The sequence below is a fragment of the Lysobacter sp. Root667 genome, assembly GCF_001427715.1.
In the GTDB taxonomy this organism is placed as follows: domain Bacteria; phylum Pseudomonadota; class Gammaproteobacteria; order Xanthomonadales; family Xanthomonadaceae; genus Lysobacter.
This window is the reverse complement of the sequence record NZ_LMHF01000001.1, coordinates 227,421-254,072: the sequence shown is the minus strand read 5'-3', so window position 1 is coordinate 254,072 and position 26,652 is coordinate 227,421. Positions and strand designations below refer to the sequence as shown.

The window sequence follows — 26,652 nt, the reverse complement described above, 5'->3', positions numbered from 1 at the left end:
GTTCGGGCTAGAAAATCCGAGCTCCGCGGCCGATGCGCAACAGCGCGGTGCGCAACCGGCGCCAACCGCGCTCCAGCATTCCGCCCAGCGAACGCATCGTCCGCGGCCGTGAATTCGCTGCCACCTGCTTGGCCAGGACATGCAGGCTGCCGGTGGCGAGCTGCAGCATGGTGATCCTGCAGCCGGTCGATGCTTCGATCCGGGCAACGGCGCGCATCGCCAGCAAGGAATGGCCGCCCAGCTCGAAGAAGTTGTCGTGGCGTCCGAGCTGCGCCACGCCTATCAGTTCCTGCCAGATGTCGGCGATCGCCTGTTCGATGTCGCCGGATGGCGGCTCGAAGCTCGCAGCGGTCTGCGCGGCATCGGGCGCCGGCAGGGCGGCGCGGTCCAGCTTGCCGTTGGGCGCCAGCGGCAAGCTCGGCAGGAACTGGATGTGGCTAGGCACCATGTACTCGGGGAGCGCCGCGCGCAGGTGCGTGCGCAAGGCGTTCGCGTCCGGCTCGTCCGCCACCGGAACCACATAGGCCACCAGGCGCGGATCCCCCGAGGCTTCCTTCCGCACCACCACGACCGAATTCGCCACCTGCGAATGGGTGAGCAGCCGAGCTTCGATCTCTCCGGGCTCGATGCGGTGTCCCCGCAGCTTCACCTGGAAGTCCAGCCGTCCCAGATGCTCGAGCAAGCCGTCGGCGCACCAGCGTCCGCGATCTCCCGTCCGATACAGGCGCGCACCGGGCCGGCTATCGAACGGATCGTCGACGAAACGCTGTGCGGTCAGCTCGGGCCGGTCGTGATAGCCCAGGCTGAGCCCGGCGCCACCGATATGGATCTCGCCCGCCACGTCGAGCAGACATGGGCGCATGTGCGCATCGAGCACGTGGATACTGGTATTGGCGATGGGGCTACCGATCGACATGGCGCGGTGGGGACTGACCTGCCAGCACGTCGACCAGACCGTGGTCTCGGTCGGGCCGTAGAGGTTCCAGGTTGCTCCGCTGCGCGCGAGCAGCTGTTTGGACAGGTCGTCGGCCAAGGCCTCGCCGCCGACCAGAGCCTTGAAGTGACTGCCGCCCTGCCAGCCGGCCTCGACCAGCATTCGCCACGTCGCCGGAGTGGCCTGCATGACCGTCGCCTCGGTGGATTCCAGCAAGCCGCGCAGCGCGACGCCATCCATGGCCACTTCACGGCTGGCGATGATCACCTCCGCGCCGACGCACAAGGGCAGCAGCAACTCCAATGCGGCGATGTCGAAACTGAGCGTCGTTACCGCCAGCAGCCGGTCGGACGCGGTGAGTCCCGGCGCGGACGCCATGCTGGCGAGGAAGTTCTCCAATGCCCGATGCGGCACGACGACGCCCTTGGGCGTCCCCGTCGAACCGGAGGTGTAGATCACATAGGCCGGGTCTTCTGCGCGTGCATCGCGTTCCGGATCCGCAGTCCATTCGATGTCGGTCGCCTGGTCCGCATCTGCGATCAAGTCGGCCAGATGCAATGTGCGCTCCGGCGGCACGATCGACCCCCAGCGCCCCGAGACGTCCACGATCAGATCCAATGCCGCATCGCCGGCCATATAGGCCAGACGGGAGCACGGATATTCGGGGTCGAGCGGCACGTAGGCTCCGCCCGCCCGCAGTATCGCCAGCAGCGCCACCACCATCCCCGTGCCGCGCGGCAGGCACACGCCGACCCGGGAGCCACGCGCCACTCCGCGCGCGCGCAGCAAGCTCGCAGCCCGATCCACGCGCAGGCAGAGTTCTCGATAGCTCAGTCGCTCGTCGTTGAAGCGCAGGGCCGGTGCATCGGGATGCAGGGCCATCTGCGCGGCCAGCTGGTCCACGACCCGGCCTGCTCCCAGCGGGCGATCGGTCGCATTGCAGTCGAGCACGAGCCGCCTGTATTCATCGCGCGGCAGCACGTCGAGTGTCGCGATGTCGTCGTCACCGCCGCCCTCCAACGCCGACACCAGCGCCTCGATCGCCGTGGACGCATACGCGGCGATACGCGCCGGATTCGCGCCGGTGGTGCACTGAGCGGCGATGGCGAAGCCGTCGCTGGACTGATCCACCGTCAGGGAGATCGGATAGTTGGTGCGTTCCTCGTCGGACAGCAGGGTGAGGCCGGACAGGCTCGGATGGCGGGCGACGCCGCTGCCGGGGGCAAAGCGCCCGCCGTCGCTGTGGCGGTAATTGAGCAAGGAGTTGAACAGCGGCGAGGGCGACTGCACGGCGCTGCAGGATTGCGCCAGCACCAGCGACGCGTGCTCGTGCTCCACCAGCTCCGCCAATTGCTCATGCACCGCTGTAACGGTACGACGCACGCTGCGTTGCGCCAGCTTGATGCGCAGCGGCAGTGTGTTCATCAACAGGCCCACACATCCGCTGGCCTCGTCCGCGGTGGTGAGGCGGCCGGAGAGCACGGTGCCGAAAACGACGTCGTCAGCATTGCTGCAACGCGCGAGCACCATCGCCCAGGCCACGTGGAACAGCACCGCGATGCTGACGCCTGCCGCGCGCGCCGCCGCGGACAGCCGCGCGCACATCGCCGGATCCAGCCGGATCCGGCTTTCCGAGGCGTGACTGCCATCGTCGCGGACATCGACCAGCCCGAACGGGGTCGTGGCTTCGGACAAATCGCCGAGCTCGCGCTCGAAATAGGCTTTCGCGTCGGCCTGGTCGCGGGACAAGGTCTGACCGACGAAGGTGCGGAACGGCACGGGCTCGGGCAGGCCGTCCGCCGCACCCGCCAGGATCGCCGCGACCTCATCCCAGAGCACATCCTCGGATACGCGGTCGTTGACGATGTGGTGCGACAGCAAGGCGATCGTGCAACCCTCGCCCTTTTCGTCGGCCACCATGGCCGCGGAGAACAGCGGCGCTTCGTTGAGCGCCATGCGTCGGGCTTTCGGATCGGTTCGCGCCAACAGGCGTGCGCGGCCATGGCGCCTGCCGCGCAGCCTGAGCACCGGCAGTTGCGCGTGGCGCAGCACCACTTGCACCGGCCGCGACAGGCCGCGCCAGAAGATCGCCGTGCGAAACGCGTCGTGACGGTCGATGACTTGTTGAAGCGCAACCAGGAACCGCTCCGCGCGCTCGCTTGAATCGAAGGCGAGCAAGCATCGGGACAAATAGGCATCGCCCTGCTGCTGCAGGCGGTGATGAAACAGCATCCCCTCCTGCAGCGGCAGCAACGGATAGATGTACTGGACGTTGCCCGCCCCGCCCGGAACCTCGACTGCGATCCGCGCCAGTTCCTGCGCATCGAGATCGAGCAAAGGAAACATCCCCGGGCTAAGGGCGATAGCGTCTTCGGGCACGCGCGACGCTGGCACCTCCTCTATGGCGGGCGGACGCGAAGCGGCCATGGCGGCGCATAGGGCCGCCAGGGTGGGATGGGCGAACACCATGCGAGCATCCACCGTCCACCCGTGTTGGCGCAGCCGGTGCAGCATGGCCACCAGCAGCAGCGAATCCCCGCCGAGTTCGAAGAAATGATCGTCGCGGCCAACCTGCCCCACACCCAGCAACGAATGCCAGATGCCGGCGACCTCCTGCTCGAGTTCGCCGCGCGGCGCGTCGAAGGCCTGCCGGGCGAGGGATTCGCGCGAGGGTGCCGGCAGTTGCGCTCGATCGATCTTGCCGCTGGCCAGTATCGGCAGCTGCTGAAGCAGCACGAAGGCAGAGGGCACCATGTGGCCGGGCAGTCGCTGCCGCAGCGCTTCGCGCAGCACATCGGCTTTCATATCCGCGCCCGAGGCATAGGCCACAAGCCGCGGCTCGCCCGGCGCATCCTCGCGCAACACCACCGCGCAGGCCTCGACCCCGTCGATCGCCGCCAGCGCCGATTCCACCTCGCTCAGCTCGACCCGGTAACCACGCACCTTCACCTGCGTATCGGTGCGCCCGATGAAGTCGAAGTTGCCGTCTTCGCGCTGGCGCACCCGGTCGCCGGTGCGGAACATGCGTGCGTCGGGACGCGAGGGATGATCGATGAAGCGTTCGGCCGTCAACCGTGGCTGGTTGCGGTAGCCGCGGGCCACGCCCGAGCCGCCCACGTGCAGCTCGCCGACGACGCCCGCCGGCACATGGCGACGCTCCGCATCGAGCACTTCGCACCAGACGTTACGGATCGGCCGACCGATCGGCACCACCGCATCGCGCGCCAGATCGGCAGGGACCTCGAAGTGCGTCGCGTCGACGGTGGTTTCGGTCGGTCCGTAGAAGTTGCCCAGCCGCACGCCCGGCGCGACCTCATACAGCCGGTGCGCAAGTTCCGCCGTCAGCGCTTCGCCGCCGCAGGCCACGTAGCGCAAGCGGGTCGGGACCAGCGAGGGCTCGGAGAGCAGGCCGCGCAGAAACGACGGCACGCAGTTCAACAAGGTCACCTGCCGCCCCTCGATCAAGGCAGCCAGGTACGGCATGTCCAGTGGCCGCTCGGGATGGGCCAGCACCAGCGCGGCGCCGCTCTGCAACGGCGCGAAGAATTCCACCAACGTGGCATCGAAACTGATCGAATTGCACTGCAGGATGCGGTCGTCGGGAACGATGGCGATGGTGTCCCGCAACCATGCCGCATGGTTGGCCAGCCCCCCGTGCAGCAATTCCACACCTTTGGGCCGACCGGTCGAACCGGAGGTATAGATGACGTACGCGAGTTGCTCCGCTGCGACCTCGGTGTCGAGATCGGTCGCCGCCAGCTCCGCCAGCGCGCCCCATACCGTATCGACGCACACGCATTCGACGACGTGACCAAGAGGAGGCAGCCGTTCCCGCAGCCACGACTGGGTCAGGACCACGGGCGCGGCGGTGTCGGCGAGCATGAACGCCAACCGTTCCTCCGGATAGGTGGGATCCAGCGGTACGAACGCGCCGCCCGCCTTCAATACCGCCAGCAATGCCACGGGCAGGTCCAGCGAGCGTTCCATCAAAACGCCGACACAGACCTCCTCCCCGACTCCCAACGCACGCAGGTGCCGCGCCAGGCGATTGGCCCGGCGGTTGAGTTCGGCGTAGTCCAGCGACTGCTCGCCGCAGAGCGCCGCGATGGAGTCGGGCGAGCACGCGGCCCAGCGCTCGATCGGTCCATGCACAGGATCGAAGCGCACTGTTTCACGCGCAAACGCAACCTGCACCGTCACCGACATGAGCCCCCCCTGAGCCTCCATCGCCGCATGCCGGAATAGTCAAGACACTAGTGATCCGCCTGCGGCCAGGCCTGCGAGATCGGTAACGCCCAACCGCCCGAGACGGCGACTCATACCCTCAAACGACGGGCCTCGGGGAATCCGGTCAGGCGGGAACCACGCCTCGGGAACTGCCAGCCAAGCAACGGGCCCGGATGGTCCGGGTCGTCCGCCCCAGGCGGTCCGGGCCAAGCCGAACGCTGCCCTGGCGACCCCGTTCACACTGGCGCCTGGGTGCTCAAAGTTGCCGCGGCCATGCGCTCGGACGCCCCGAGCGCTCTTTTCTTGTAACCGCGACTGGTGCGCTAGCGCCGGAAGCCCAGTATCAACACGCCGGCGCCGACCATCGCGATGCCCAGCCATTCCCGCGGGCTAGGCCGCTCGCCCAGGAACACGAAGGCGAACACCGCCACCAGCAGCAGGCTCAGCTTGTCGACCGGCGCGACCTGCGAGGCCTGACCGATCTGCAGGGCGCGGAAGTAGCACAACCAGGAGGCGCCGGTCGCCAGGCCGGACAGAATCAGGAAGGTCCAGGTCTTGCCCGGCAGCTGCAGCGGATCGCTCCACTTGCCGGCATACGCCACGAACAGGCTCAGCGCGAGCGCGATCACGCCGGTGCGGATCAGGGTGGCGAAGTCGGAATCGACGCCGCGCAATCCGATCTTGGCGAAGATCGCGGTGAGCGCGGCGAACACCGCCGAGCCCAGTGCCCAGAACAACCAAGTCGGCGCGGTGTTCATACCCAGCCTCGCGATCTGCGGTCAGGTGCCGATTCTGCGCCCGCCGCGGTGGCGGCGCAGCGCCTCAGGCGGGCCGGACACAACGCCCGAACAGGTCGCGCTTGGCGTCGTACACCGACGTGCGGACCTGCATCAGGCCCAGCACCGAGTGGAACAGGTTGTCGTGGCTGACCGGCTGCCCGGCCTCGTGCCGCAGGCAGGCGGTGTCGACGCCGCGGCTGGCGGCGAAGCCCGGCGACAGCCACATCACCATCGGCACGCGCAACTGGGTCTGCGGCGCGATCGCATACGGCACGCCGTGTAGGAACAGGCCGTTCTCGCCCAGCGATTCGCCGTGGTCGGACAGGTAGATCATCGCCGCGTCGCGCCCGTTCTGCTCGGCGAGGTAACGGATCGTGCGGGCCAGGAAGGCGTCGGTGTGCAGGATCGCGTTGTCGTAGGCGTTGACGATCTCGGCCAGGCTGCACTGGCCCAGCTCGGAGGTCTCGCAGGCAGGCGTGTAGCGTTTCAGATCGCTGGGGTAGCGCTTGTAGTAAGCCGGACCGTGGTTGCCGAGCTGATGCAGCACCAGCACCACGTCGCCGCGGCGCTTGCCCAGCTCGGCGTCCAGGCCCTGCAGCATCACTTCGTCCGAGCAGCCTTCGGCGGTACAGAAGGGCGCCAGGTCGCCGTGTTCGAAGGATTCGAACGACAGGCCGTCGCACACGCCCTTGCAGCCGGTCTGATTGTCGCGCCACAGGGTCTGGATGCCGGCGTGTTCGAGCACGTGCATCAGCGATTCGGAACGTTTGATCCGGTCCTTGTCGTAGTCGGCGCGGCCCCAGGGCGAGAACATGCACGGCACCGAGACTTCGGTGCTGGAACCGCAGGCGCTGACGTTGGGGAAGTTGATCGGACCGATCTTGGCCAGTTCCGGGGTGGTCTGGCGCGCGTAGCCGTTGAGGCCCCAGTTCTGCGCGCGCACGGTCTCGCCGACCACGATCACCAGCAGCCGCGGCTTGGCCAGCGTGGAGCGGCCGACGACTCTCGCGTCCTGCCCGATCGGCAGGCGTACGCGGTTCTTGCCGGCCTGGTCTTCGAACGCCACCCGCGCCAGCGACATCACGTAGTTGCCGGGCGTAATCAGATGACGCACCTCCCTGTGGTTGCGCATCAGCGCCGACAGGTTCTGGAACGACAGCAACGCGGCGGCGCAGGCGACCACCAGCGCGCCGACCAGGCAGGCGCTGCGGATCAGCACCGCACGCTTGAACGTGCGTGATTTCAGGCGCACGCGCCAGACCAGCAGCGACGGCAGCACGCCGTACAGGAGCAGCGACGGCAGCAGCCGCCACGAGATCAACTCGCCCGACTCCTTGCCGTCGGTGTGCAGGATGTTGCGGATCATGTCGGTGTCCAGATACACCGTGTATTCGCTCATGAACCGCACCGCCATCGCGGTGGTCAACAACAGCACGACCAGCAGCGGCTTGGCGACCGGCCGGTACAGGACCAGGCACAGCAGCAGCATGTTGAGCGCGGCGATCATCGCGAACAGGCTCAGCGCGGTCAGCCAGCCGCCCGGGCCTTGCAGCGCGCCGGCCTTGGCCACCGCGGCGAAGAACGAGCCGTTGCAGAACACGGTGAAGAACAGGCTGACGATCAGCGCCAGCGTTTCCAGGCTCAGTTCGGGACGGTAGGCCAACAGGGCGCTGAAGCGGCCCGGGCTGACGACGCGCGTCTGGGCGACCGCACTCACTGGGCGCCCCGCCGGCGGACCGCAGCCGTGTCCGGGGCGAGCGCGGCCTCGTGCGGCGTGAATTCGTCATCGGCGGCACGCCGCGCGTCGCCGCGTCGCGCGAACAGCAAGTAGATGCCGAACACGCTCATCCAGCACAGGGTCGCGGTCCACAGGTCGTGCGACAGGAAATGCGCGCCGCGCAGTTGCTGCGAGATGCCGAACAACAACCCGGCCGCGACGCCCACCGACAGGCCGAGCCAGCGCAGACGCGGGCGCACCATCAGGAAGAAGAAGTACAGCGCCATCCAGGTGTAGCCGCCGCTGGAATGGCCGGCCGGGAAGCAGACCCCGCGCGACATGCCGACCGGACGCAGCCCCAGCAGGCCGATGTAGGGCCGATCGCCTCCATAGCGCAGCAAATCCCAGGGACAGTCCATGTTCGACCACGACTTGATCCAGGCCACCAACGCGGTGGCCAACAGCGTCGACAGCACCAGGTAGGCCAGTGGCGCCCGCAGCGCGACCATACCGGGACGCAGGCAGGCGACGACCCAGGTCGCCGCCACCGCCAGCCAGGCCGCGGTGCTGAGGTCGCGACCGGCGATGTGTATCAGAGTCTGGGTGACGAAGGCGTTCTTTAGCGCCCAGCGGTGGCCCTGCCAGGCGTACATACGGTCGGCGACCCAGGTGTCGCCGTGCAGCAGCATCAGACCGACCGCCAGGATCGCGAAGGCAAGCAGCGGCAGCCAGAAATGGGCGAAGTAGAAGCCCTCGTCGCGCAGCCGCGACGGCATCGCAGCGATGCGATCCAGGCCGGGATGGTGCGGCGGCCAGGACTCGCCGCTCATGCTGTATTTGGTCGCCGCGGGAGATTTCATCGAAGGTGGCCGGTACGCACCGGCGCGGATTGGGAGCCGCAGCAATGATCGAAACGCGGGTGTCGGAGAGCGGTAGGAGCCGGATTCGGGCTTCGTTAAATGCGCGGCTCCAGGCCGCCGTAGCTAAATGCAGGCTGACCGCGACCGGGTCGGCGCCGGGTTTCCAGGCGGGGAGCCGCCAGCGTCGGCGTCGCGCGCCTGCGGTATCGTTCCTGTCCGTTCCGACATCGCTCCGACGCGGTTTTGCCAAAACTGACCAGTCGGGCGCGCCGCGTCGTCGCGGCAAGGGAGAATCCGCAGGTATGCGTGTACTGGTGGTGGAAGACAACCGGAACCTGGTCGCGAACCTGTTCGAGTACTTCGAGGCGCGCGGCTACACCCTGGACGCCGCTCCCGACGGCGCCACCGGGCTGCACCTGGCCGTGACCCAGCACTACGACGCGATCGTGCTGGATTGGATGCTGCCGCGCCTGGACGGCCACGGCGTGCTGCGCGGCCTGCGCGACGCCGGCAACGAGGTCCCGGTGCTGATGCTGACCGCCCGCGACGAACTGCCCGACAAGATCGCCGGCTTCCGTGCCGGCGCCGACGACTACCTGACCAAACCCTTCGCCCTGCCGGAACTGGAAGTCCGCCTGGAAGCGCTGATCGCTCGCGCGAGCGGACGCGGGCGCAGCCGCGTGCTGCAGGTCGCCGACCTGCGTTACGACCTGACCACCCTGGAAGTCAGCCGCGCTGGCCGCGCCCTGCACCTGTATCCGGCCTGCCGCAAGCTGCTGGAAGTGCTGATGCAGTCCAGCCCCGCCGCCGTCACCCGCGAACGCCTGGAACACGCGCTGTGGGGCGACAGCCCGCCCGACGGCGACATGCTGCGCTCCCACATCTACGAACTGCGCCGCAGCGTCGACGGCCCGTATCCGAACAAACTGATCCAGACCCTGCCGCGGGTCGGCTACCGCCTGGCCGACCTCGCCGCACCGGGCGCCGCGGAGGCCGCGCATGGCGGCTAAGAGCAGCCTGCGCCGGCGCATCCTGCTGGGTTTGCTCGGCTACACCGCCTTGCTGTCGGTCGCGGTGATCGCGCAGGGCTTCATCGTCAACGAACATGTCGAACACCTGGTCTGGCAGACCCTGCTGGAAACCGAGCTCGACCACTTCATCGAGCGCAGCCACAACGATCCCGGCTACCGCTGGACCGATACCGCCGGGGTCAAGCTCTACGACGACCGCTCCCCGTCGCCGAGTTCGTTGCCGCCGCAACTGCGCACGATGTCGCCGGGCGTGCACGACGACATCGAAGTCGGCGAGGCCGAATGGGTCGTGCTGGTGCGCGACCTCGAAGGCCGCCGCGTCACCCTGGCGCTGGACATCTCCGAGCTGGAAACGCGCGAGTTCGACATGGGCCTGACCATCGCCGGGTCGGCGATCACGACCCTGCTGGTGCTCGCGCTGCTGATCGCGCTGGGCGTGAATCGATTGATGCAGCCCTTGAGCACCCTGGCCGAGCGCATCGCGCGGCTGCGCCCCGACCTGCCCGGCCAACGCGTCGACGTGCCGCACGCGGCCAGCGGCGAGCTGGTGGTGATCGCCGACGCGCTCAACGAGTACCTGCAGCGCAACGAACGCTTCGTCGAACGCGAGCGCGTGTTCATCGACAGCGCCAGCCACGAACTGCGCACGCCGATCGCGGTGATCGCCGGCGCCACCGAACTCGCCCTGGACCAGCCCGATGTGCCGGCATCGGTGCGCCACCAGCTCGGCCGGGTCCGTCGCACCGCGCAAGACGTAGAACGGCTGATCTCGCTATTGCTGGCCCTGGCCAAGGACCCCGCGCGCCTGGCCAGCGTCAGCGACCATGTCGCGCTCGACCAGTTGCTGCCGGAAATCGTCGAGGACCACCGCCAGCTCACCCTGGACAAGGACCTGCGCCTGAGCCTGGCGCCGTTGCCGCCGTGCGACATCGTCGCGCCGCTGCCGATCGTGCAGGCCGCGGTCGGCAACCTGCTGCGCAACGCGATCGAGAACAGCGACCGCGGCGAGATCCGGGTGCGCCTGCAGGCGCCGGCGACCATCGTCATCGAAGACCCCGGCCACGGCATGACGCCGGAGGAGATCAGCGCGATCTACGCGCGCCTCGCCCGCGGCGGCGGCGACCGCGCCGGCGGCGGCATCGGCCTGGACCTGATCTCGCGCCTGTGCGAGCACTTGGGCTGGACCCTGAGCTTCGAGTCCGCGGTCGGCCGCGGCACCCGCACCACCCTGGTGCTCAGCGCCGACGACGCGACGCCGCCGGCCTGAGCGCGTCGCGCCTCAGCGCGCCTGCGGCGCGATCGGGCGGACCATGCGCTCCAGCAGGTGATCGAGGATGGCTTCGGGCCGCAGGCAGCGTCCGGTATGCACCGGCGACATCTGGATGATCGAACTGCGCCGCGCGGTCAGCCAATGGAAGCGCGCGCGCGCCGGCAGTTCGCCGATCGGACCCGAGCCGGGACCGCCGCGGCAGATGCGCTCGATCGCGGCCAGGTGCGCGCGCAGCGACTCCAGGTCCAGGTTCGGATCCAGCGCCAGCACGCGCGCCTCGTCCAGTTCGATCGCCGCTTCCAGCAAGCCGGCGCCCGGGCACGAGACCAGCACGCCGACATTGACGAATTCGCCGCGCTCGACCCGCGGCACGACCCGCACCACGGCGTAGTCATACGTAGCGGGATTGGGCACGGACGGCCTCCTCGACGAAACCGGCGCGCTGCGCGATCCGGCGCTTGAGATAGTCGGCGTAGCCGCGACGCAGCGCATCGGCGTCGGCGAACTCCGGCTCGTCCTGCAACCAGGCGTCGGGCAGCAGGCCGACGATACGCTCGATCAGCGCCGGAGTGATCTGCGGCGCGAGTTCGGCGTCGGCCTCGCGCAGGCGCCGCGCCAGCGGCAGCAGCACGTGGTCCTGGACCTGGGCGAACACGCCGGCGCTGGCGCGCTCCGCGCTCGGCCAATCGTGGTGGAAATACAGTGCGGCGCCATGGTCGATCAGGTGCAGGCGCCGATGCCAAAGCAACAGGTTGGTGTTGCGCGCGGTGCGGTCGACATTGCTCACGTAGGCGTCGAACCAGACCAGGCGCGAGGCCAGCGCCTCGTCTGGCTGATCGACCAGCGGGTCGTAATTGACCGCGCCCGGCAGGTAGTCGAGCGCCAGGTTGAGGCCGGCGCTGGCGCGGATCAGGTGCTGGATCTCGGGGTCGGGCTCGGTGCGGGCCAGCTCCGGATCCAGCTCGGCCAGCACGATTTCCGGTATCGGCAGGCCCAGGGCGCGCGCGAGCTCGCCGCCGATCAGCTCGGCGATCAGCGCCTTGCGGCCCTGGCCGGCGCCGCGGAACTTCAGCACGTACAGGCCGTCGTCGTCGGCCTCGACCACGGCCGGCAGCGAGCCGCCTTCGCGCAGCGGCGTGACATAGCGGGTGGCGGAAACGGTTCTCAAGGCGCGTTCGCAAGCGGCCGCGGTGGGCGGCATCGGCCGCCCACCTTAGGTCGGGTGCCGCGAAATGCAAAGCGCGGCGTGCGCGATCAGGCCGCGGCGCGCTGCCCGCGCTGCGCGGCCAGGCGCTCGGCCAGGGCATCGACCCCTGCCTCGGCCTCGGCGATCGACGCCCGCAGCCTCGCGTCGGCGAATTCGTCGTACTCGATCGCCACGCCATGGACATCGACGATGCCCAGGTAACCGAACGCGGTGCGCACGCTGGCCTCGCCGTGGTTGAGCCGGCCCAGCCGCCCGCCTTCCGCGTAGCCGTAGTCGCCGCGCGAGCCCAGCAGCACCAGGGTCTTGCCGGCCTCGGCCAGCAAGGGCCAGTACGGCTCGGCGCCGCGGCTGCGGTCGAAACCGAAGGTGCGGCCGACCCGCACCACGTTGTCGATATAGGCCTTGAACTGGGCCGGGACATTGAAGTTGTACATCGGCAGGCCGACCACGATCACGTCGGCCGCCAGCAGTTCGTCGACCAGGGCGTCGCTTTCTGCCAGGGCCTCGCGCATCCACGGCTCGCGCGCGTCGGCGGGCGTGAACGCGGCATGGATCCAGGCCCCGGTCACCGGCGCCGGCGGCGATTGGCCGACATCGCGGTAGACCACCGGGTCCTGCGGCCGCAGCGCCTGCCAGCATTGGACGAAGCGCGCGCTGAGGCGGCGGGTGTGGGAACCGTGGGCGTGACGGTCGGAGCCGTGGGGGCGGGCGCTGGAGTCGATATGGAGCAGGCGGGTCATGGGGAGTTCTCGTAGAGGACGGATTTGCATGAGCCCTACTCATCATGATTCCTGGTCCGGAATCACCGTACTCGGCTCATGGAACCATTTGACGCGCCATACGGCTGGCCGACAAACTCCGATTCCTCAGGCATCAGATGAGTTTTTTGCATCCATGAATCCTCGCCGCCTGCCCCCGCTCGGCGCCCTGCGCGCCTTCGAAGCGGCCGCCCGCCTGGCCAGCTTCAAGCGCGCCGCCGACGAACTCGCGGTGACCCCGACCGCGATCAGCCATCAGATCCGCCTGCTCGAGGACCAGCTCGGCGTGCGCCTGTTCGAGCGCCGTACCCGCCAGGTCGCCCTGACCGCCGACGCGGCCCAGCTCTACCCGGTGCTGCGCGAAGGCTTCGACGCCTTCGCCGCCGCGGTCGCGGCGATCGCTGCACGCCGCGCACGCCGCGCGATCACCCTGTCGGCGACGGTGTCGTTCACCGCGAAATGGCTGGTGCCGCGGGTGGCCGCATTCCGCGCCGCCTACCCGGACTTCGACCTGCGCCTGCATGCCTCCGACGACCCGGTCGACCTGCACGCCGGCGTCGCCGACGCGGCGATCCGCTATGGCCACGGCCCCTACCCCGGCCTGATCTGCCTGCCGCTGATCGACGACGTGTTCGCCCCGGTGTGCAGCCCGCGCCTGGGCGTGCGCGTGCCGGCAGACCTGCGCTCGCAACCGCTGCTGCATGTGGAATGGCGCCACCCCGCCGCGCGCACGCCGAGCTGGCGCGGCTGGTGCGAACGTGCCGACCTGCGCGGCGTCGAGGTCGACGCCGGCCTGCGCTACACCGACGACAGCCATGCGATCCAGGCCGCGATCGCCGGTCAGGGCGTGGCCCTGCTGAGCCTGGCGCTGGTCGCCGACGACCTCGCGTCGGGCCTGCTGGTGCAGCCGTTCGGGCCGAGCCTGGAGGGCTACCGCCACAACCTGGTCTACCCCGACGGCGGCCCGCCGGGCGCGGAAGTCGCGGCGCTGCGCGACTGGCTGCTGGCCCAGGTCGCCGGCGACGGTCCCGGCGCCTAACGCAAGGCTTGCTGGTAGCGCCGCTCCTGGGTCAGGCCGCCGTAGCCGTAGGCCGCGGCACGCGCGTCGATCACGTGGATGTAAGAGGTCGGATGCAGGTTGCCGATCAACTCGGACAGCCGCGCGAACACCTGCTCCAGATAGCGCGCCTTCTCGGCCTTGGTGTTGGTCTCGTCGGTGATGCTGATGTCGAGCTGAAAGGCGTTGCGGCCGTGCTCGGTCAGCGGGCGGCCGTCGATGATCCACTGCGCCGGGTCGAGGTATTGGATCGTCACCGCGATCAACTCGCGCGGCTTGCCCAGGACCTCGACGGTGAGGTCGGCGACGGCGGCGGCGACCCCCTTGGTCAGGGCGGTATCCGGGGCTCCTGAAATCTGCAGGGCGATGTGCGGCATGGACTTGTTCCGGTGATGGGGTAGGACCACACTAGCCCCGCCCCGACCACCGGAATAGCTGGATTATCGGGTGGCACCCATCGGTAATTCCGATGGCTACCCCATGGAGCTACGCATGCGCAGCCTGGACCTGGAACAGCTCCGCTCTTTCGTCGCCGTGATCGACGCGCGCAGCATCTCCGCCGGCGCGGCGATGGTGTTCCGCTCGCAGTCGGCGATCAGCGAACAATTGCAGAAGCTGGAAGCCGTCGTGGGCGCGCCGCTGCTGCTGCGTTCGCGCAACGGCGTAACGACCACGCCGACCGGCGAGCGCCTGCTGGCGCATGCGCGCCAGCTGCTGGAGATCGGCGAATTCGCGCTGCGCGACGTGCAGCAAGCGGCGCCTACGACCGACGTGCGCCTGGCGATCAGCGACTACTTCCGCCCGGCCGACGTCGCCGCACTGCTGCGCCACGTCGCACGCGCCTGCCCGCAACTGCGCCTGCAGGTGACCGTCGCGCAGAGCGCGGCCATCGTCGAAGGCCATGCGCGCCGCGACTACGACCTGGCCCTGGTGATGGAGGTGAAGCCGGCCCGCGCCGGTGGCCGCCCACTGCGCCGCGAAGCGCTGGCGTGGCTGGCGGCGCCGCAGTTCCGCCACCGCGAAGGCGAGCCCCTGCCCTTCGTGCTGCTGCCCGACAGCTGCGCCGTACATCGCACGGCGGTGCGCGCGCTGGTCGAGCGCGGCATCGCGCACACGGTGGCGCACACCTGCAGCGGCGTCGCCGGCCTGCAGTCGGCCATCGCGGCCGGCTTGGGGGTGGGTTGCCTCAACGCATCGGCGGTCGTCGAAGGCCTGGTGCCGGCGCCGCGCGCCCTGCGCCTGCCGGCGCTGCCATCGGTCGCGTTCCGGCTGCTGACGCCTCCGCGCGGTTCGCCGGCGGCGCTGCTCGAAGCCGGCGCGGTGTTGAGCGCGCATTTTCGCTGAAGGGCGCGGCCGAACGGGACTTCGTTGCATCGGCCGCGGCGGATGCGCGGATCCAACGCCCCATCGAGGCCACCGGAGCAAGCTGCACTCGCTGCCGTCGATCCGCTCAGCAATCGCGCCCATGCCCAGAAACCTTGAACGGCGAGCGACGGAGGAGAGAGTCCGTCGCGCGCCTCGTCGGGTACCGCCATCCGACTAGAGCAACATCAGCTCGGATCGCTCCTTGGTGGCGCCGTCGACGAAGTACAGCTTCTTGCCGGTATCGACGCGGTCCTCGACCACTTGATACAGGCGCAAGGCCTGGCGGATCGCGGCCGTCTTGCTGACGCCCTTACGCACGCACAGGTCCTCAAGAAACTGCATCTCGGTCCCGGCGAGATTCAGCGTCATCCTACGTCTGGTTTCCTTCATATCGCACCTCAAATGAAAGTTTCACTATCGAATGAATACAACGACGCGTTCTTGCTCTAGTAGTAGTCACGCGTCGTATCGCCTGCAGCTTTCCATGTTGTTATGTGACGTTCCTATCGGTGCCGCCTACCCGCTGTGTAGCCACTCCATGGCACGGAGGCCTTCCGGCCGCGGCGCCAGGCTCACGGACATCCTTCGTCGCAAGACCCTTTCGAAACCCGTCCAACGATCACGGCCGGAACCTCGTTTCGCTGCGCACGTATTCAGCAATATCTGTGCCCAATACAACGCAAAAGCATCAACAACTCCCCACCAGGCCGTAGGAACCCGCCCTGGTAGTTGCAGAGGAAACTGCTCAGCCCATGGCTGAACCCGGTGAGGCCGCAGCCGACGCGTACGCGGAAGTTCCGGCACACGTCGCGACCCATCCCTACCTCGAAAACCTGTCGATACGGCACACACTTTGCCGCCTGACGGCCGAATGGACTCAAGTCATTAGCGAACATGTCGTTCGCGGCACGAGAACTGCGGCATCGTCCGCCGCCGCGACTTCAGCGACACGCGCGAGCCCAACGGCTCCGACTTGCCCATACCCCTGCGTATCTCCGGCATCGCCGCGGGACAGCGACCGCCGTCACACGGACGGAAAGCGGCTTCCTGGAAGTGCCGGCCACGCGGCGGCCGGCATTCTCTGCCTCAGGCTGTAGAAGCAGCAGTCAAGCGATCGATCCGATAGCCTGCGAGGCTCGCGATCCAAGCGACGACGCGGCGGGCGCCATCGAGAGAAACGGACGCGATCACGCGCCGGCTCGGCGAGCTTGTCGAACCGCCGAGCCAAGACCGCTCAGGAGACCAGCCACACCTCGTCGTGGGGCTCTGCCTGCCTCACGCATTGGATGAACGGATTGGTGTCGTTCATACGCTCACGACAAGTCCACACCGCCCCATCCACCTGAACGTCTACTTTCGCCTTGCGGTCGGTGCCCTTGGGGGCATCCAGATACTGGTTGGCGACATTAACGGCTCCCGGACAGGCCGATTGCCCAGTCTTTGCGCTCTTCAGCATCACTGAAAGCCCGTTCGAAGCCCCGCCGCAGTCAGCGAACTCTCCTGGCTTTGGGTCAACGTAGTGATAGCAACCAGCGGACATCATCATTGCGGCCGCAAGAACGACTCGCCCAAGCGACGAGCCATATCCGCAAAGCACGGCCCCATTCCTCGACATGTTCATACCTGACTCCTTCGACATAAGTTCGTAGTTCCAAGCCTTTCTGGTTTATGCGTCGTTCGCGACGACCGCATAGCCTATTTGGTGATACGTCCGTATGTGCGTGCCCAGACCCCGTCCAATCGCCCTGCGAATTTGATACACGTGCGTACGGACCAGGGAGTTATCGAGGGCACTGTTCATGCCTCCGCCCCCCAGGTGCGCCATGATGGTCGAGTGCGACACGGGCCTCGGCGACTCTTCCATCAGCAGCGAGAGCACCTTCAGGCCCACCGGCGTCAACCGTACCTGCTCGCCGTTGGCGCGCGCTTCCATCAGTTTGAGATCCATTTCCAAGGGCCCCACCTTCAGGGTGCGTTCGCCTGGCCCTTTGCGGCTCTTGGTGATCGCCAGCAAGCGCGCATGCATTTCCTCAACGGCCGTGTCCAAACCGACAAAGTCGTCGGCCCCCGCACCGAACGCATCGAGGGTGCTCTGAACGGTGGGGGAAGCGCCAACGAGGAGCAGCGGAATCCGAACACGGGCGCGCTCCCGCAACTCCTCGCAGGTCTCGACCCAGCCCTTGCCCCGCAAGGTCTGCGACATGAGTACCGCGCTGAAGCGAAATTCCTTGCATAGGCGCACGGCCAGGTCGCTGCTATGCGCGAAATCGACGGTATGACCCAGGCTCTCCAGATGACTGCCGACTCTGGCCGAAAAACCGTAGTCGCTGCTGGCAACAAGAACGCGTAGCACGTTGGAATTATTCGCGCTACGGCGCTGCATCGGTCACCCCCACGATGCGAAGGCCGGGCGTCACCTCACCGGCGAACAGCTGATACAGATCAGCGTCGTCAACGTCCTTGATGAGGCGGCCGAGCGCCAGATAAGCCGCCCGATCGATCAGATTCCACTCGACCGGGGCGGCCAAGTATCCACGCCACAACTGGCGCATCTCCGGCGTCGCGCTGCGGCGGCGCAAATGATGGAGAAGGCGCCTGCGCAGCTCTTCAGTGGTCGGATATTCCAGCAGTCCTTCCGAGGTCGAATGCTCCATAACTTCCTCCCGAAACGTGCCGATACGACGCAAATGTTGGCGTCAGACGACTAAATCGCTTCAAGCAGTTCGCGAACGGAGCGTTCGCAATACGAGAACCAGAACGGCGATGCCGGCCCCTCGCAAAGAATGGCGCTCGGGCGGGCTGCGGGAGACGGGTTTCGGGAGCCGATGCCGGAGGCGGCACACTATCTTCGGCTGCGAGTCACACCGATCTCTGTGGCGTCAAGCTGCAGGGAACAAGGACCCCATCCCCAACCTCATGCGGTTCCCAATGAATGTTCGGGATTTAGACCGGTCATGGCGTTCTTGACGCCATGGCGCGTTCGACACTCTTAGTTCGAAGCGCTGACGACCAACTCGACGCGACGATCGGGCTGGAGGCAAGCCACCAGTTCCTGTTTGGCCAGCGAATCGGGACATTGCGTGACGGTGCCGGACTCCCCCGCTCCGCGAGCGACGATCGAGTCGGCGGCAACGCATCTGTGCGGTCAACCGTTGTCGGCCAGGTCCTGCTTGCCGCGCAAACGCAACGACAACTCGGCCATCAGGTCCGCCAAGTCTTCACGAGCCAGTTTTTCGTCATTGATCTGTACGCGCGAAACGTTCAGCGCGTCCCTCAGGGCCTGAATGCTCTGTCTGGCCTGCGCCTCAAGCGCGGAAATGGCTTCGCGGGCGCGGGCCTCGCCGGCCGCGGCTTCATCCTCGTGACGCTGAAGGATGGAGCTGAGCTCGCCTCGCTGAGTGCGCTGCGCCTGGCCGATGCGCGTGTCCAGATCGTCCAGCGCCGTTGCCCTGGCGGCGGCCTCCTGGCGCAGTTGCACCTGGATGCGCTCGATCTGCGCGTCCAGCCGTGTCTCCAGGGCGGCGATGCGCTTCATGCAGTCTTCGCAATTGGCCGCGATCTCTTCCTTTAACCCGTCCGCCATCTCTTTGAGGCGTCGATCGAAATCGCGGGCCACTCCGCCGAACATCAGTTCGCGAATCTGCTCCATCTTCTGGTCCCCGCGATCGGCTTCGGCGCTGACCGCGACCGGCGCGGCGCCGGGCTTCGCACTTACCTTCTGCTTGGCTTCCATCACATTTCCCGACGCTTCGCTTCTATCCAGCACAAAAGTCACAAACGCTCGACTCGACGGAAACTCCGGTTGAGCAAGCTCGTATTCCACGCACATGGTTTACCGAAGGGAATCCATGTTCAATCACAAAAAAATCACACTCTCAGAAAATCACATTCGCCGTTCAAGATGGAGCGCATTCAGAACCGACGCCATCAGCATCGTGATCTCTTCATCGCAAGTTCCTTTACGAGCGACGTAACGCAGTGGCAGGGCTCATGGCAGGGATCATTCATGCACATCCATCCAGTGCCGAATCGCCTCGTTTTTAAGCATTTTTAGTGGTTTTATGCGGCACAATCCAGGCACAGCTGCGACGTTGAACGCCATCTCGGCATCCATGCGCTTGAGCTTCGCGTTCTACTTGGTCGAGTTGCTTGAAGCGAGACGAACGCCGATGGACATCGCGTCGCCACGCTTAACAAGATGTGTGACATCGCGCGGCCGACGCTCAATCGACGCATGCCAGGCCTCGGTCGGCGAGACGGGCGTGCGGCGAGTGCGTCCATCATCGCGATCGCATAAGCGGAGCGTTTCGTTGCTGCCGGATCGATGAAGCGGAGCCGCTCGTCTGCCAGCGGCTACTACGCCCACACTTGCGGCTTCCGTGAGCACCCCACTAGCGCTTCGGCATCCACACCCCCAGGACCTAGGAGCAGTCGCAATCGCAATCGCGACTTGCGGAAACAACGGCCGGCCGCGGTGCCCAACGGATATCCGCAGGCACATTGCGCTCGTCCAGAGCTCTTACCGGTCCCACCTCACCCCCTCCGCATCCTTGGGGAGGTCATCCATGTCGCCCATCGCAAACTTTTGCCAGCTGAGCCAATGTAACCCAGTTTGGACAATACGAGCAATATTGTCTTAATCAGCAAATATCATGGCCTAATGCCCAATATTTATCCCGTTAACTGATAAAAATTGTGGCATCAGATCGGCAATGACGATGCCCTGCTCTCTCAAGCTCAGCTCGGCGAGCTGGGCCGCACCAATTCGATGCCCTTTTTTGCAGCCGAAATATTGGGGAAATCCGCGGACAGCCGAGCAGGTCCGGCGTCGATCCGCAACGCCTCGCCGACAGCCGCGCAGATTTCGATGAATCTGCCCATCGGATAACATTTCTCCAATACGGATAAGCTACCCGTATCGGGATTCTTTTCGTGGATGCCCGTTGAGTCCGGGCACAGGGGGCATGGCCGGAGCCCGCCCCAGGTATCGGCCCGGTAGGGCGACGCTGAGCTGCCATTCGCAGCCCCGGCTTGAATGCATGCGCAGCGCCGCACGGCGATGAATTCGCACTCCAACGCAGCTGGACTCAAGCCGCATGGGCGCACGAAATGCCTGCCCCTGCCCGGGATCGCGGCCACGAGCGGAGGCGGCGGCGCTCGGTCCCGGGATCAAAAAAACACGGACAAACAACGGATTAGGCTGACTTTTTGCATCGGTTTTGTGTATTTTTCACATACTGAACCATTTGCCTGTTCCGAGGCTGCATCGGCGTCCCGTCCTCGTTTCGCGGCAACCGGAACCGTTTTCATGCTGCGGAGAGTTCATCCATGAAGTCGCCCCACCCGACCATCGGCGGCCTGCTGCGCTCGCTACGTGCGCGCAACAAGTGGACGCTGAAGCAGATGAGCGAGCGCTCCGGGATTCCGCTGTCCACCCTGTCCAAGATCGAACACGACCGCCTGTCGCTGACCTACGACAAGCTGCAGCAGCTCAGCGAGCGCCTGAACATCCGCATGTCGGAGCTGTTCGCCGAGGAGACGGTGAACGGCGGCGCGCCGACGGTGACCGCACGCCGCAGCATCGGCCGGGTCCGCGATGCGGTCCGCATCGACGGCAAGAACTACGAGTCCTTCTATCTGTGCCCGGAGCTGCGCCACAAGCGCATGACCCCGGCCGTGACCCATCTGCGGGCGCGCAGCCTGGACGAATTCGGGCCCTACGCCCGCAACTCCGGCGAGGAGTTCGTCTACGTCCTGGAAGGCACGGTGGTGCTGCACACCGAGTTCTACGATCCGCTGCCGCTGCAACGCGGCGAGTCGGTCTACATCGACGCGAACATGGGCCACGCCTACGTGATCGGCGCGGACAGCGAGGCTGCCACGATCATGACGGTCAGCGCGAGCGACGACGATCAGGGCGCGCTCGAAGCCCTGATGGCGGCCCAAGGAACGCGCTGATCCGCGGCCATGCCGCGTCTCGGGCCGGTCACGGCCGAGGCGGTTTCCCGGGCGCCCGGACGGCGCCGGATCAGAGTGCGCTGCGCGGCGGCAGCGACCAGTCGATCGGGGTCTGGCCCTGACGCGCGAGATACTCGTTGGCGGCCGAGAAATGCCCGCAGCCGATGAAGCCGCGGTGCGCCGACAGCGGCGAGGGATGCGGTGCCTTGAGCACGCGATGACGCCGCGGATCGATCACCTTGCCCTTGGCCTGGGCGTAGCTGCCCCAGAGCAGGAACACCAGGCCTTCGCGTTCGCGATTGAGGGTGTCGACGACGTGGTCGGTGAAGCCCTCCCAGCCTTTGCCCTGGTGGGCGCCGGCGCGGCCGTCCTCGACCGTCAGCACCGCGTTGAGCAACAGCACGCCCCGGTGCGCCCACGGCATCAGATAACCGTGGTCGGGGCGCGGCAGGCCGAGGTCGCGGTGGATCTCCTTATAGATGTTGTCCAGCGACGGCGGCACGCTCACCCCGGGCGGGACCGAGAAGCACAGACCGTGGGCCTGACCAGGGCCGTGGTAGGGGTCCTGGCCGAGCACGACGACCTTGACCTGCTCGAACGGGGTGGCGTCGAACGCGGCGAAGATCTGCGGGCCGGGCGGGTAGATGCGGGCGCCGGCGGCCTTGCGCTGGCGCAGGAACGCCGATAGCGCGCGCATGTCGTCGCGGGCGAACCAGTCGCCGACGCGCGTCTTCCACGAAGGCTCCAGCTTGATCCGCTCGCCGTCGTCGCCGTTCATGCCGAGCTCCGCTCCGGCAGGCGCGACAAACGCAGCTGGAACAGGGTCTTGGTGACCAGCAGGCGTTCTTCGATCGGCTTGAGCACCAGGTCGTTGGCGCCGGCGCGCAGCAGTTCGCTCTGGTTGTCGCGGTTGGCGTCGCCGGTCATCACCAGCACCGGCAGGCGGCGCTTGCCGTACTTGTAGTCCTGGCGCAGGCGTTCGAGCAGATCGTTGCCGCTGAGCGCGCCTTTCAGATAGACGTCGGTCAGCACCAGGTCGGCGCCGACGTCGTCGTTGCCGCGGTGGGTTTCCATGTATTCCAGCGCTTCCTCGACCCCGATGAAATGCAGCACCTGCAGGCCGTGGCGTTCGAGCATGCGCTTGGTCGCGACCGCGACCACGCGGCTGTCCTCGACGTAGAGCACGCGCGCGCCGGGGATCGGCTCGGGCTGGACGTAGCCGCGGATGAAGGCGGCCAGCGCGCTGTGGCCCAGGGACTTGTCGAAATAGTCGGTGACGTCTTCGGTGAAGCGGCGCGATTCCAGGTGCGACTGGGCGTCGCCGGAGACCACGATCACCGGCACGTAGGCCTGGCCGCCGGCCTCGCGCACGCTGCGCGCCAAGCCGATGCCGTCGCCGTCGGGCAGCACCAGCGAGGTGGTGACCAGGTCGACCGCGCCGCCGTCCAGGACCGCGCGCGCCTCGGCGATGCTGCCGCAGGGCACGACCTCGACGTTCGGCAGCTCGCGCGCGAGCACGTCGCCGATGAGCTTGCGTACCAGCTTGGAACCGTCGACGACCATCACCCGGGGTGCGGCGTTGTCGAAATGGCGTAGATCGTGACTGTGCATGCGGTACGGATCGGGTCGCTATCGACGAGGGCGCGAAGGGAGTCCGAGTTTAGGCGCGAAACGCTGCCGATTCCGAGTCTGGCGTATCGTCCCGGCGAGATCGGCCGCTGCGGCGGCGAATCCGGGCCGGCCGATCAGGTATCGGTGGGGCGGGTCTGGCGCAGATAGTGCCCGGTCACCAGCCCGGCGCCGAGCCAGCCCAGCAGCGCGGCGCCGACGACGATCGCGGCCGCGTAGCGCAGGTCGAAGCCGTGCAGGGCGAACGCGCTGCCGTAGCTGCGCGCCAGTTCCGCCAGCGGCTGGCGCAGGGAGATGTCGGCGGCGGTCAGCAGGGCCAGCGCCAAGGCGCCGGCGACCAGGCCGTAGCAGGCGCCCAGGTACAGGAACGGACGCCGGATGAAGCCGTCGGTCGCGCCCAGCAGTTGCAGCACGCTGATTTCTTCGCGCCGCGACTGGATGTCCAGGCGCACGGTGTTGCCGACCACCAGCAACGCGCCCAACCCAAGCAACGCCGCCAGCACCCAGGCCAGGCGGCTGCCGAAGCGCAGCCAGCCGTCCAGGCGCTGACGCCAGCCGGCGTCGTGCTGGACCAGATCCGCGTCGGGCAGGGTCTTCAGCGATTCGGCCAGCAGCAGCTCGTCGCCCTTGGGCGTGATCAGCAGCAGAGCGGGCAGCGGGTTGCCGTCCTGGGTCGCGATCGCCTCGCCCAGGCCGCTCTTCTCGCGCAGTTCGGCCAGGCCTTGTTCCGGCGTGCGCAGCTCGACCGCGGCGATGTCGCGGCGCGCGCGCAGCTCGTCGGCGAGCGCGCTGGCGCGTTCGGCGGCCAGGCCGGGCTTGAGGAACACCGCGATCTGGCGCGACTGCTCGACGTCGCCGGTGAAGCGCTCGACGTTGCTCAGCGCCGCCCACAGGCCCAGCGGCAACGCCAGCGCCACCGCCATCACGCCGACGGTGAGCGCGGTCGCCCAGGGCTTGCGCAGCATGCGGCCGAGGCTGGCGACCAGGCTGTAGACGTGGTGGTCGACCCAGGTGCCCAGGCGCGAGCGCGAGTCGGAAGGCGCGTCGGATTTGACGTTCATTCGGCCAGGTCCTGCGGCGAGATGTCGTCGACCAGGCGGCCCTGGTTCAGGACCAGCACGCGCTTGCGCATGCGTTTGACCAGGGCCAGATCGTGGCTGGCGACCAGCACGCTGGTGCCGCGCTCGGGCAGCGAGGCGAACAGCGCCAGGATCTCCGCCGACAGGGTCGGGTCGAGGTTGCCGGTGGGCTCGTCGGCCACCAGCAGGCGCGGCTCGCCGACGATCGCGCGGGCGATGCCGACGCGCTGCTGTTCGCCGGCCGACAGTTCGCCCGGCAGCGCGCGTTCGCGCGAGCCCAGGCCGACCTTGTCCAGCACCGCACGCACGCGCTTGGCGATGTCGCCGCGGCGCAGGCCGCGCAGCAGCAACGGCAGGGCGACGTTGTCGGCGACGCTGCGGTCGGCGAGCAGGCGGTGGTCCTGATAGACCACGCCGACCTCGCGCCGATGCAGAGCGACGCGGCGGCCGCGCACCTTGAGCAGGTTCTTGTCGCCGAACAGCACCGCGCCGCGGCTGGGCCGCTCGCTGAGGTGGATCAGCTTCAACAGCGTGCTCTTGCCGGCGCCGGAGTGGCCGGTGACGAACAGCATCTCGCCGGGGGCGACGTCGAAGCTGACTTCGCTGAGCGCCTCGTGGCCGCTGCTGTAGCGTTTACTGACGTTGTCGAAGCGCAGGACGGTCATGGCGGAAGTATCGCAGATGAGCGATTCGCGAGAACACATCATGTTTCATGGCGCGCATAGCGTTTCCGCCTGCACCCGGCCAATGCCGGCGCCCTGACGTCGTGCAACAAGGAAGGCACCGCGATCGACCACCGCCGCCCGCAGTACCGCATCGGCAGCGGTAAGCCGCGCCCCGCCACGTCCGAAAACGAAAACGGGCGCCCCAGGGCGCCCGTATCGTGTCGCCGCGCGGGCCTGCGCCCGCCTGCGTCAGTGCTGCGAACGCGGTGCGCGCGTGACCAGCGACTTCAGGCCGCGGCCGATCCGGCTGAGCAGGCCGCCCTGCTTGGCGTCGCCCTCGCCCGCCGGAGCGGACTTGGCGGCGCCGGACTTGGCGGCCGGTGCGGCCTTGGTTGCGGCGACCTGGGTGGTCTGACCGGGCGTCGCACCCTCGGCGCCTTCGATGCGGCGACCGCCGCGACGACGGCGGCGCTTGCGCGGTGCGTGCTCGCCTTCGACCGCGGCCGTGGCGGCGGCGACCGGAGCCGCCTCGCCTTCCGGACGCGGCTTGCGCTCGGGACGCGGCGGACGCGGTGCGGCGCCTTCCGCCGTGGCAGCGGGTGCGGCGGCGCCGGGCTCGCGGCGCGGACGCTCGCTGCGCGAACCTTCGCGACGCGGACCGCCCTCGCGACGGCCACCGTCGCGCGAACCGCCGCTGCGGCTGCCGCTGCGACCGCCGCCACGACGCTCTTCGTCGGCGGCGCGCTGCTCGCGCGCTTCCTTGAAGATCGCGCCGATGCTTTCGTTCTCTTCGCCTTCCTCGCCCGCCGGCACTTCGCGCGGCTTGCGCGGCAGTGCGACCAGCAGGTCGGCGTCGACCGTGGCCACCGGCAGCTTCTGCTCGATGTAGCTCTCGATGTCCGGCAGGCTCATCGCGTAGCGCTCGCAGGCGAAGCTGATCGCGTCGCCCTCGGCGCCCAGGCGGGCGGTGCGGCCGATGCGGTGGACGTAGTCCTCGGCATCGAACGGCAGGTCGTAGTTGTAGACGTGGCTGACGCCGTCGATGTGCAGGCCGCGGGCGGCCACGTCGGTGGCGACCAGGATCTCGAGCTGGCCCTTCTGGAACTTGTTGAGCAGCGACTCGCGCTTCTTCTGCGGCACGTCGCCGGACAGCACGCCGACCCGGTAGCCGCCGCGTTCCAGCGAACGCGCCACGCGCTCGACCCAGACCTTGGTGTTGACGAACACCATGGTGCGCGCGCCCTCGGAGCGCGACAGCAGGCCCAGCAGCAGCGGGATCTTCTCTTCGTCGGACGGGAAGTACACCTTCTGGCGGACCTTGGCCGCGGTGATGAACTCGGTCTCGACGACGATCTTCTCGGGCTCGTTCATGTGCTCGTAGGCGAGCTCGAGCACGCGATGGCTCAGGGTCGCCGAGAACAGCAAGGTCTGGCGCTCGGTGCGGATCGGCATGCGCCGCAGCAGGAAGCGGATGTCCTTGATGAAGCCCAGGTCGAACATGCGGTCGGCTTCGTCCAGCACGCACATCTCGCAGGCGTGCAGCGACACCACTTTGTGCTGCTTGACGTAGTCGATCAGGCGGCCGGGCGTGGCGATGATGACGTCGGCGCCCTTCTGCAGCAGCTCGCGCTGCTTGTCGTAGTCGACGCCGCCGTAGACCAGGGCGAACTTCAGACCCAGCTCGGAACCGAACTTGACCGCGTCCTTATGGATCTGGATCGCCAGCTCGCGGGTCGGGGCCAGGATCAGGGCGCGCGGGTCTTCGGGCTTGCGCTCGGCCAGGGCCGGGCGGGTCAGCAGGCGGTTGATGACGGTGACCAGGAAGGCCAGGGTCTTGCCGGTGCCGGTCTGGGCCTGGCCGGCGACGTCGCGGCCGGTCAGGGTGATCGGCAGGGTCAGCGCCTGGATCGGCGTGCAGCGCGAGAAGCCGGCGGCTTCGAGGCCTGCGAGCAGGCTGGGATGCAGGTCGAACGAGGAGAACGTTACATCGGTTAAAGGCTTGTCGCTCATGCGTCTTAAGGGTCCGCGCGCAGAACTGCGCTTGCGTGGGTGGCGTCGGCGAAGCAGACTGCCGGGGCCGGGCAGACCCCATGGCCGACCCGACGTTCTGCCTCTG

The 26,652-nt window shown here is 67.7% G+C and carries 24 protein-coding genes; 6 read left to right on the top strand and 18 right to left on the bottom strand.

Features of this window, described 5'->3' with window-relative positions:
• Positions 1–7 precede the first annotated feature (7 nt).
• From ASD78_RS01110 to ASD78_RS01095, 4 genes are all read right to left on the bottom strand, one after another.
• Entirely contained in the window at positions 8–5,140 is a 5,133-nt protein-coding gene (locus tag ASD78_RS01110; RefSeq protein WP_056097786.1) for a non-ribosomal peptide synthetase, read from the bottom strand.
• Between the two features lie 344 nt (positions 5,141–5,484).
• Positions 5,485–5,919, bottom strand: coding sequence for an EamA family transporter (locus ASD78_RS01105; protein ID WP_056097785.1), 435 nt, complete (start codon positions 5,917–5,919; stop codon positions 5,485–5,487).
• A gap of 64 nt (positions 5,920–5,983) precedes the next feature.
• Positions 5,984–7,657, bottom strand: a complete 1,674-nt coding sequence (locus tag ASD78_RS01100) for a phosphoethanolamine--lipid A transferase (protein WP_056097784.1) — start codon at positions 7,655–7,657, stop codon at positions 5,984–5,986.
• Positions 7,654–8,517 (bottom strand): phosphatase PAP2 family protein, encoded by an 864-nt coding sequence (locus ASD78_RS01095; RefSeq protein WP_156087521.1) that lies wholly within the window; start codon positions 8,515–8,517, stop codon positions 7,654–7,656. The genes ASD78_RS01100 and ASD78_RS01095 overlap by 4 nt, the downstream gene beginning before the upstream one ends.
• A gap of 302 nt (positions 8,518–8,819) precedes the next feature.
• On the opposite strand from ASD78_RS01095, the gene ASD78_RS01090 reads away from it, so the two are divergent.
• Both ASD78_RS01090 and ASD78_RS01085 read left to right on the top strand, forming a co-directional pair.
• Positions 8,820–9,527 carry a response regulator transcription factor gene (locus ASD78_RS01090; RefSeq protein ID WP_056097783.1) on the top strand — a complete coding sequence of 236 codons (708 nt, stop codon included), beginning with the start codon at positions 8,820–8,822 and terminating at the stop codon, positions 9,525–9,527.
• Entirely contained in the window at positions 9,517–10,815 is a 1,299-nt protein-coding gene (locus tag ASD78_RS01085; RefSeq protein ID WP_056097782.1) for a HAMP domain-containing sensor histidine kinase, read from the top strand. Before ASD78_RS01090 ends, ASD78_RS01085 begins: the two co-directional genes overlap by 11 nt.
• Positions 10,816–10,827: 12 nt before the next feature.
• On the opposite strand, the gene ASD78_RS01080 is transcribed toward ASD78_RS01085, so the two are convergent.
• The 3 genes from ASD78_RS01080 to ASD78_RS01070 form a co-directional block, all read right to left on the bottom strand.
• Positions 10,828–11,232 (bottom strand): DUF3037 domain-containing protein, encoded by a 405-nt coding sequence (locus ASD78_RS01080; RefSeq protein ID WP_055907782.1) that lies wholly within the window; start codon positions 11,230–11,232, stop codon positions 10,828–10,830.
• Positions 11,210–11,986: a HipA family kinase gene (locus ASD78_RS01075; protein ID WP_055908498.1), complete on the bottom strand. Its 777-nt coding sequence runs from the start codon at positions 11,984–11,986 to the stop codon at positions 11,210–11,212. The genes ASD78_RS01080 and ASD78_RS01075 overlap by 23 nt, the downstream gene beginning before the upstream one ends.
• An 86-nt stretch (positions 11,987–12,072) precedes the next feature.
• Complete coding sequence (locus tag ASD78_RS01070; protein WP_056097781.1) at positions 12,073–12,765, bottom strand: NAD(P)H-dependent oxidoreductase; 693 nt, start codon at positions 12,763–12,765, stop codon at positions 12,073–12,075.
• A 154-nt stretch (positions 12,766–12,919) separates the two neighbouring features.
• Between ASD78_RS01070 and gcvA the strand changes: the two genes are divergently transcribed.
• Positions 12,920–13,822 (top strand): transcriptional regulator GcvA, encoded by a 903-nt coding sequence (gcvA, locus tag ASD78_RS01065; protein ID WP_056097780.1) that lies wholly within the window; start codon positions 12,920–12,922, stop codon positions 13,820–13,822.
• On the opposite strand, the gene ASD78_RS01060 is transcribed toward gcvA, so the two are convergent.
• Complete coding sequence (locus ASD78_RS01060) at positions 13,819–14,217, bottom strand: 4-oxalocrotonate tautomerase family protein (RefSeq protein WP_056097779.1); 399 nt, start codon at positions 14,215–14,217, stop codon at positions 13,819–13,821. The genes gcvA and ASD78_RS01060 overlap by 4 nt on opposite strands.
• A 115-nt stretch (positions 14,218–14,332) precedes the next feature.
• Here ASD78_RS01060 and ASD78_RS01055 point away from each other — a divergent pair, with 115 nt between their 5' ends.
• Positions 14,333–15,184 (top strand): LysR substrate-binding domain-containing protein, encoded by an 852-nt coding sequence (locus ASD78_RS01055; protein WP_056097778.1) that lies wholly within the window; start codon positions 14,333–14,335, stop codon positions 15,182–15,184.
• Positions 15,185–15,379: 195 nt separating this feature from the next.
• Here the strand turns inward: ASD78_RS01055 and ASD78_RS01050 are convergent, their stop codons facing one another.
• The 5 genes from ASD78_RS01050 to ASD78_RS01030 all read right to left on the bottom strand — a co-directional run bounded on the left by ASD78_RS01050 (position 15,380) and on the right by ASD78_RS01030 (position 18,938).
• Positions 15,380–15,574 carry a hypothetical protein gene (locus ASD78_RS01050; protein WP_200944103.1) on the bottom strand — a complete coding sequence of 65 codons (195 nt, stop codon included), beginning with the start codon at positions 15,572–15,574 and terminating at the stop codon, positions 15,380–15,382.
• An 865-nt stretch (positions 15,575–16,439) separates the two neighbouring features.
• Complete coding sequence (locus tag ASD78_RS20395; RefSeq protein WP_156087519.1) at positions 16,440–16,826, bottom strand: hypothetical protein; 387 nt, start codon at positions 16,824–16,826, stop codon at positions 16,440–16,442.
• A gap of 45 nt (positions 16,827–16,871) precedes the next feature.
• A complete protein-coding gene (locus tag ASD78_RS01040; protein WP_056097776.1) occupies positions 16,872–17,588 on the bottom strand; it encodes a response regulator transcription factor in 717 nt (238 codons plus the stop codon).
• Positions 17,575–17,859 (bottom strand): hypothetical protein, encoded by a 285-nt coding sequence (locus tag ASD78_RS01035; RefSeq protein WP_056097775.1) that lies wholly within the window; start codon positions 17,857–17,859, stop codon positions 17,575–17,577. The genes ASD78_RS01040 and ASD78_RS01035 overlap by 14 nt, the downstream gene beginning before the upstream one ends.
• A gap of 491 nt (positions 17,860–18,350) precedes the next feature.
• Positions 18,351–18,938 carry a hypothetical protein gene (locus ASD78_RS01030; RefSeq protein ID WP_056097774.1) on the bottom strand — a complete coding sequence of 196 codons (588 nt, stop codon included), beginning with the start codon at positions 18,936–18,938 and terminating at the stop codon, positions 18,351–18,353.
• Positions 18,939–19,898: 960 nt separating this feature from the next.
• Between ASD78_RS01030 and ASD78_RS20390 the strand changes: the two genes are divergently transcribed.
• Positions 19,899–20,093, top strand: a complete 195-nt coding sequence (locus tag ASD78_RS20390; RefSeq protein ID WP_156087518.1) for a hypothetical protein — start codon at positions 19,899–19,901, stop codon at positions 20,091–20,093.
• A 440-nt stretch (positions 20,094–20,533) separates the two neighbouring features.
• Entirely contained in the window at positions 20,534–21,163 is a 630-nt protein-coding gene (locus tag ASD78_RS01025) for an XRE family transcriptional regulator (protein ID WP_056097773.1), read from the top strand.
• A gap of 70 nt (positions 21,164–21,233) precedes the next feature.
• On the opposite strand, the gene ung is transcribed toward ASD78_RS01025, so the two are convergent.
• The 5 genes from ung to rhlB form a co-directional block, all read right to left on the bottom strand.
• The gene (ung, locus tag ASD78_RS01020; RefSeq protein ID WP_056097772.1) at positions 21,234–21,941 is read right to left on the bottom strand and encodes a uracil-DNA glycosylase; all 708 of its coding nucleotides are present in this window, start codon (positions 21,939–21,941) and stop codon (positions 21,234–21,236) included.
• Positions 21,938–22,774 carry a response regulator gene (locus ASD78_RS01015; protein WP_056097771.1) on the bottom strand — a complete coding sequence of 279 codons (837 nt, stop codon included), beginning with the start codon at positions 22,772–22,774 and terminating at the stop codon, positions 21,938–21,940. Before ASD78_RS01015 ends, ung begins: the two co-directional genes overlap by 4 nt.
• Positions 22,775–22,908: 134 nt before the next feature.
• Positions 22,909–23,853 (bottom strand): permease-like cell division protein FtsX, encoded by a 945-nt coding sequence (gene ftsX, locus ASD78_RS01010; protein WP_055907756.1) that lies wholly within the window; start codon positions 23,851–23,853, stop codon positions 22,909–22,911.
• Positions 23,850–24,536: a cell division ATP-binding protein FtsE gene (gene ftsE / locus ASD78_RS01005; RefSeq protein ID WP_055907753.1), complete on the bottom strand. Its 687-nt coding sequence runs from the start codon at positions 24,534–24,536 to the stop codon at positions 23,850–23,852. Before ftsE ends, ftsX begins: the two co-directional genes overlap by 4 nt.
• A 249-nt stretch (positions 24,537–24,785) precedes the next feature.
• Complete coding sequence (gene rhlB, locus ASD78_RS01000) at positions 24,786–26,546, bottom strand: ATP-dependent RNA helicase RhlB (protein WP_056097770.1); 1,761 nt, start codon at positions 26,544–26,546, stop codon at positions 24,786–24,788.
• Positions 26,547–26,652 lie beyond the last annotated feature (106 nt).

What these genes read in the sequence shown, in the direction of transcription:
- ASD78_RS01110 (WP_056097786.1), bottom strand. Translation starts at nt 5,140, where the DNA reads ATGTCGGTGACGGTGCAGGTTGCGTTTGCGCGTGAAACAGTGCGCTTC.
- ASD78_RS01105 (WP_056097785.1), bottom strand. Translation starts at nt 5,919, where the DNA reads ATGAACACCGCGCCGACTTGGTTGTTCTGGGCACTGGGCTCGGCGGTG.
- ASD78_RS01095 (WP_156087521.1), bottom strand. Translation starts at nt 8,517, where the DNA reads ATGAAATCTCCCGCGGCGACCAAATACAGCATGAGCGGCGAGTCCTGG.
- ASD78_RS01090 (WP_056097783.1), top strand. Translation starts at nt 8,820, where the DNA reads ATGCGTGTACTGGTGGTGGAAGACAACCGGAACCTGGTCGCGAACCTG.
- ASD78_RS01085 (WP_056097782.1), top strand. Translation starts at nt 9,517, where the DNA reads ATGGCGGCTAAGAGCAGCCTGCGCCGGCGCATCCTGCTGGGTTTGCTC.
- ASD78_RS01070 (WP_056097781.1), bottom strand. Translation starts at nt 12,765, where the DNA reads ATGACCCGCCTGCTCCATATCGACTCCAGCGCCCGCCCCCACGGCTCC.
- gcvA (WP_056097780.1), top strand. Translation starts at nt 12,920, where the DNA reads ATGAATCCTCGCCGCCTGCCCCCGCTCGGCGCCCTGCGCGCCTTCGAA.
- ASD78_RS01060 (WP_056097779.1), bottom strand. Translation starts at nt 14,217, where the DNA reads ATGCCGCACATCGCCCTGCAGATTTCAGGAGCCCCGGATACCGCCCTG.
- ASD78_RS01055 (WP_056097778.1), top strand. Translation starts at nt 14,333, where the DNA reads ATGCGCAGCCTGGACCTGGAACAGCTCCGCTCTTTCGTCGCCGTGATC.
- ASD78_RS01050 (WP_200944103.1), bottom strand. Translation starts at nt 15,574, where the DNA reads ATGACGCTGAATCTCGCCGGGACCGAGATGCAGTTTCTTGAGGACCTG.
- ASD78_RS20395 (WP_156087519.1), bottom strand. Translation starts at nt 16,826, where the DNA reads ATGAACATGTCGAGGAATGGGGCCGTGCTTTGCGGATATGGCTCGTCG.
- ASD78_RS01040 (WP_056097776.1), bottom strand. Translation starts at nt 17,588, where the DNA reads ATGCAGCGCCGTAGCGCGAATAATTCCAACGTGCTACGCGTTCTTGTT.
- ASD78_RS01035 (WP_056097775.1), bottom strand. Translation starts at nt 17,859, where the DNA reads ATGGAGCATTCGACCTCGGAAGGACTGCTGGAATATCCGACCACTGAA.
- ASD78_RS01030 (WP_056097774.1), bottom strand. Translation starts at nt 18,938, where the DNA reads ATGGAAGCCAAGCAGAAGGTAAGTGCGAAGCCCGGCGCCGCGCCGGTC.
- ASD78_RS01025 (WP_056097773.1), top strand. Translation starts at nt 20,534, where the DNA reads ATGAAGTCGCCCCACCCGACCATCGGCGGCCTGCTGCGCTCGCTACGT.
- ung (WP_056097772.1), bottom strand. Translation starts at nt 21,941, where the DNA reads ATGAACGGCGACGACGGCGAGCGGATCAAGCTGGAGCCTTCGTGGAAG.
- ASD78_RS01015 (WP_056097771.1), bottom strand. Translation starts at nt 22,774, where the DNA reads ATGCACAGTCACGATCTACGCCATTTCGACAACGCCGCACCCCGGGTG.
- ftsX (WP_055907756.1), bottom strand. Translation starts at nt 23,853, where the DNA reads ATGAACGTCAAATCCGACGCGCCTTCCGACTCGCGCTCGCGCCTGGGC.
- ftsE (WP_055907753.1), bottom strand. Translation starts at nt 24,536, where the DNA reads ATGACCGTCCTGCGCTTCGACAACGTCAGTAAACGCTACAGCAGCGGC.
- rhlB (WP_056097770.1), bottom strand. Translation starts at nt 26,546, where the DNA reads ATGAGCGACAAGCCTTTAACCGATGTAACGTTCTCCTCGTTCGACCTG.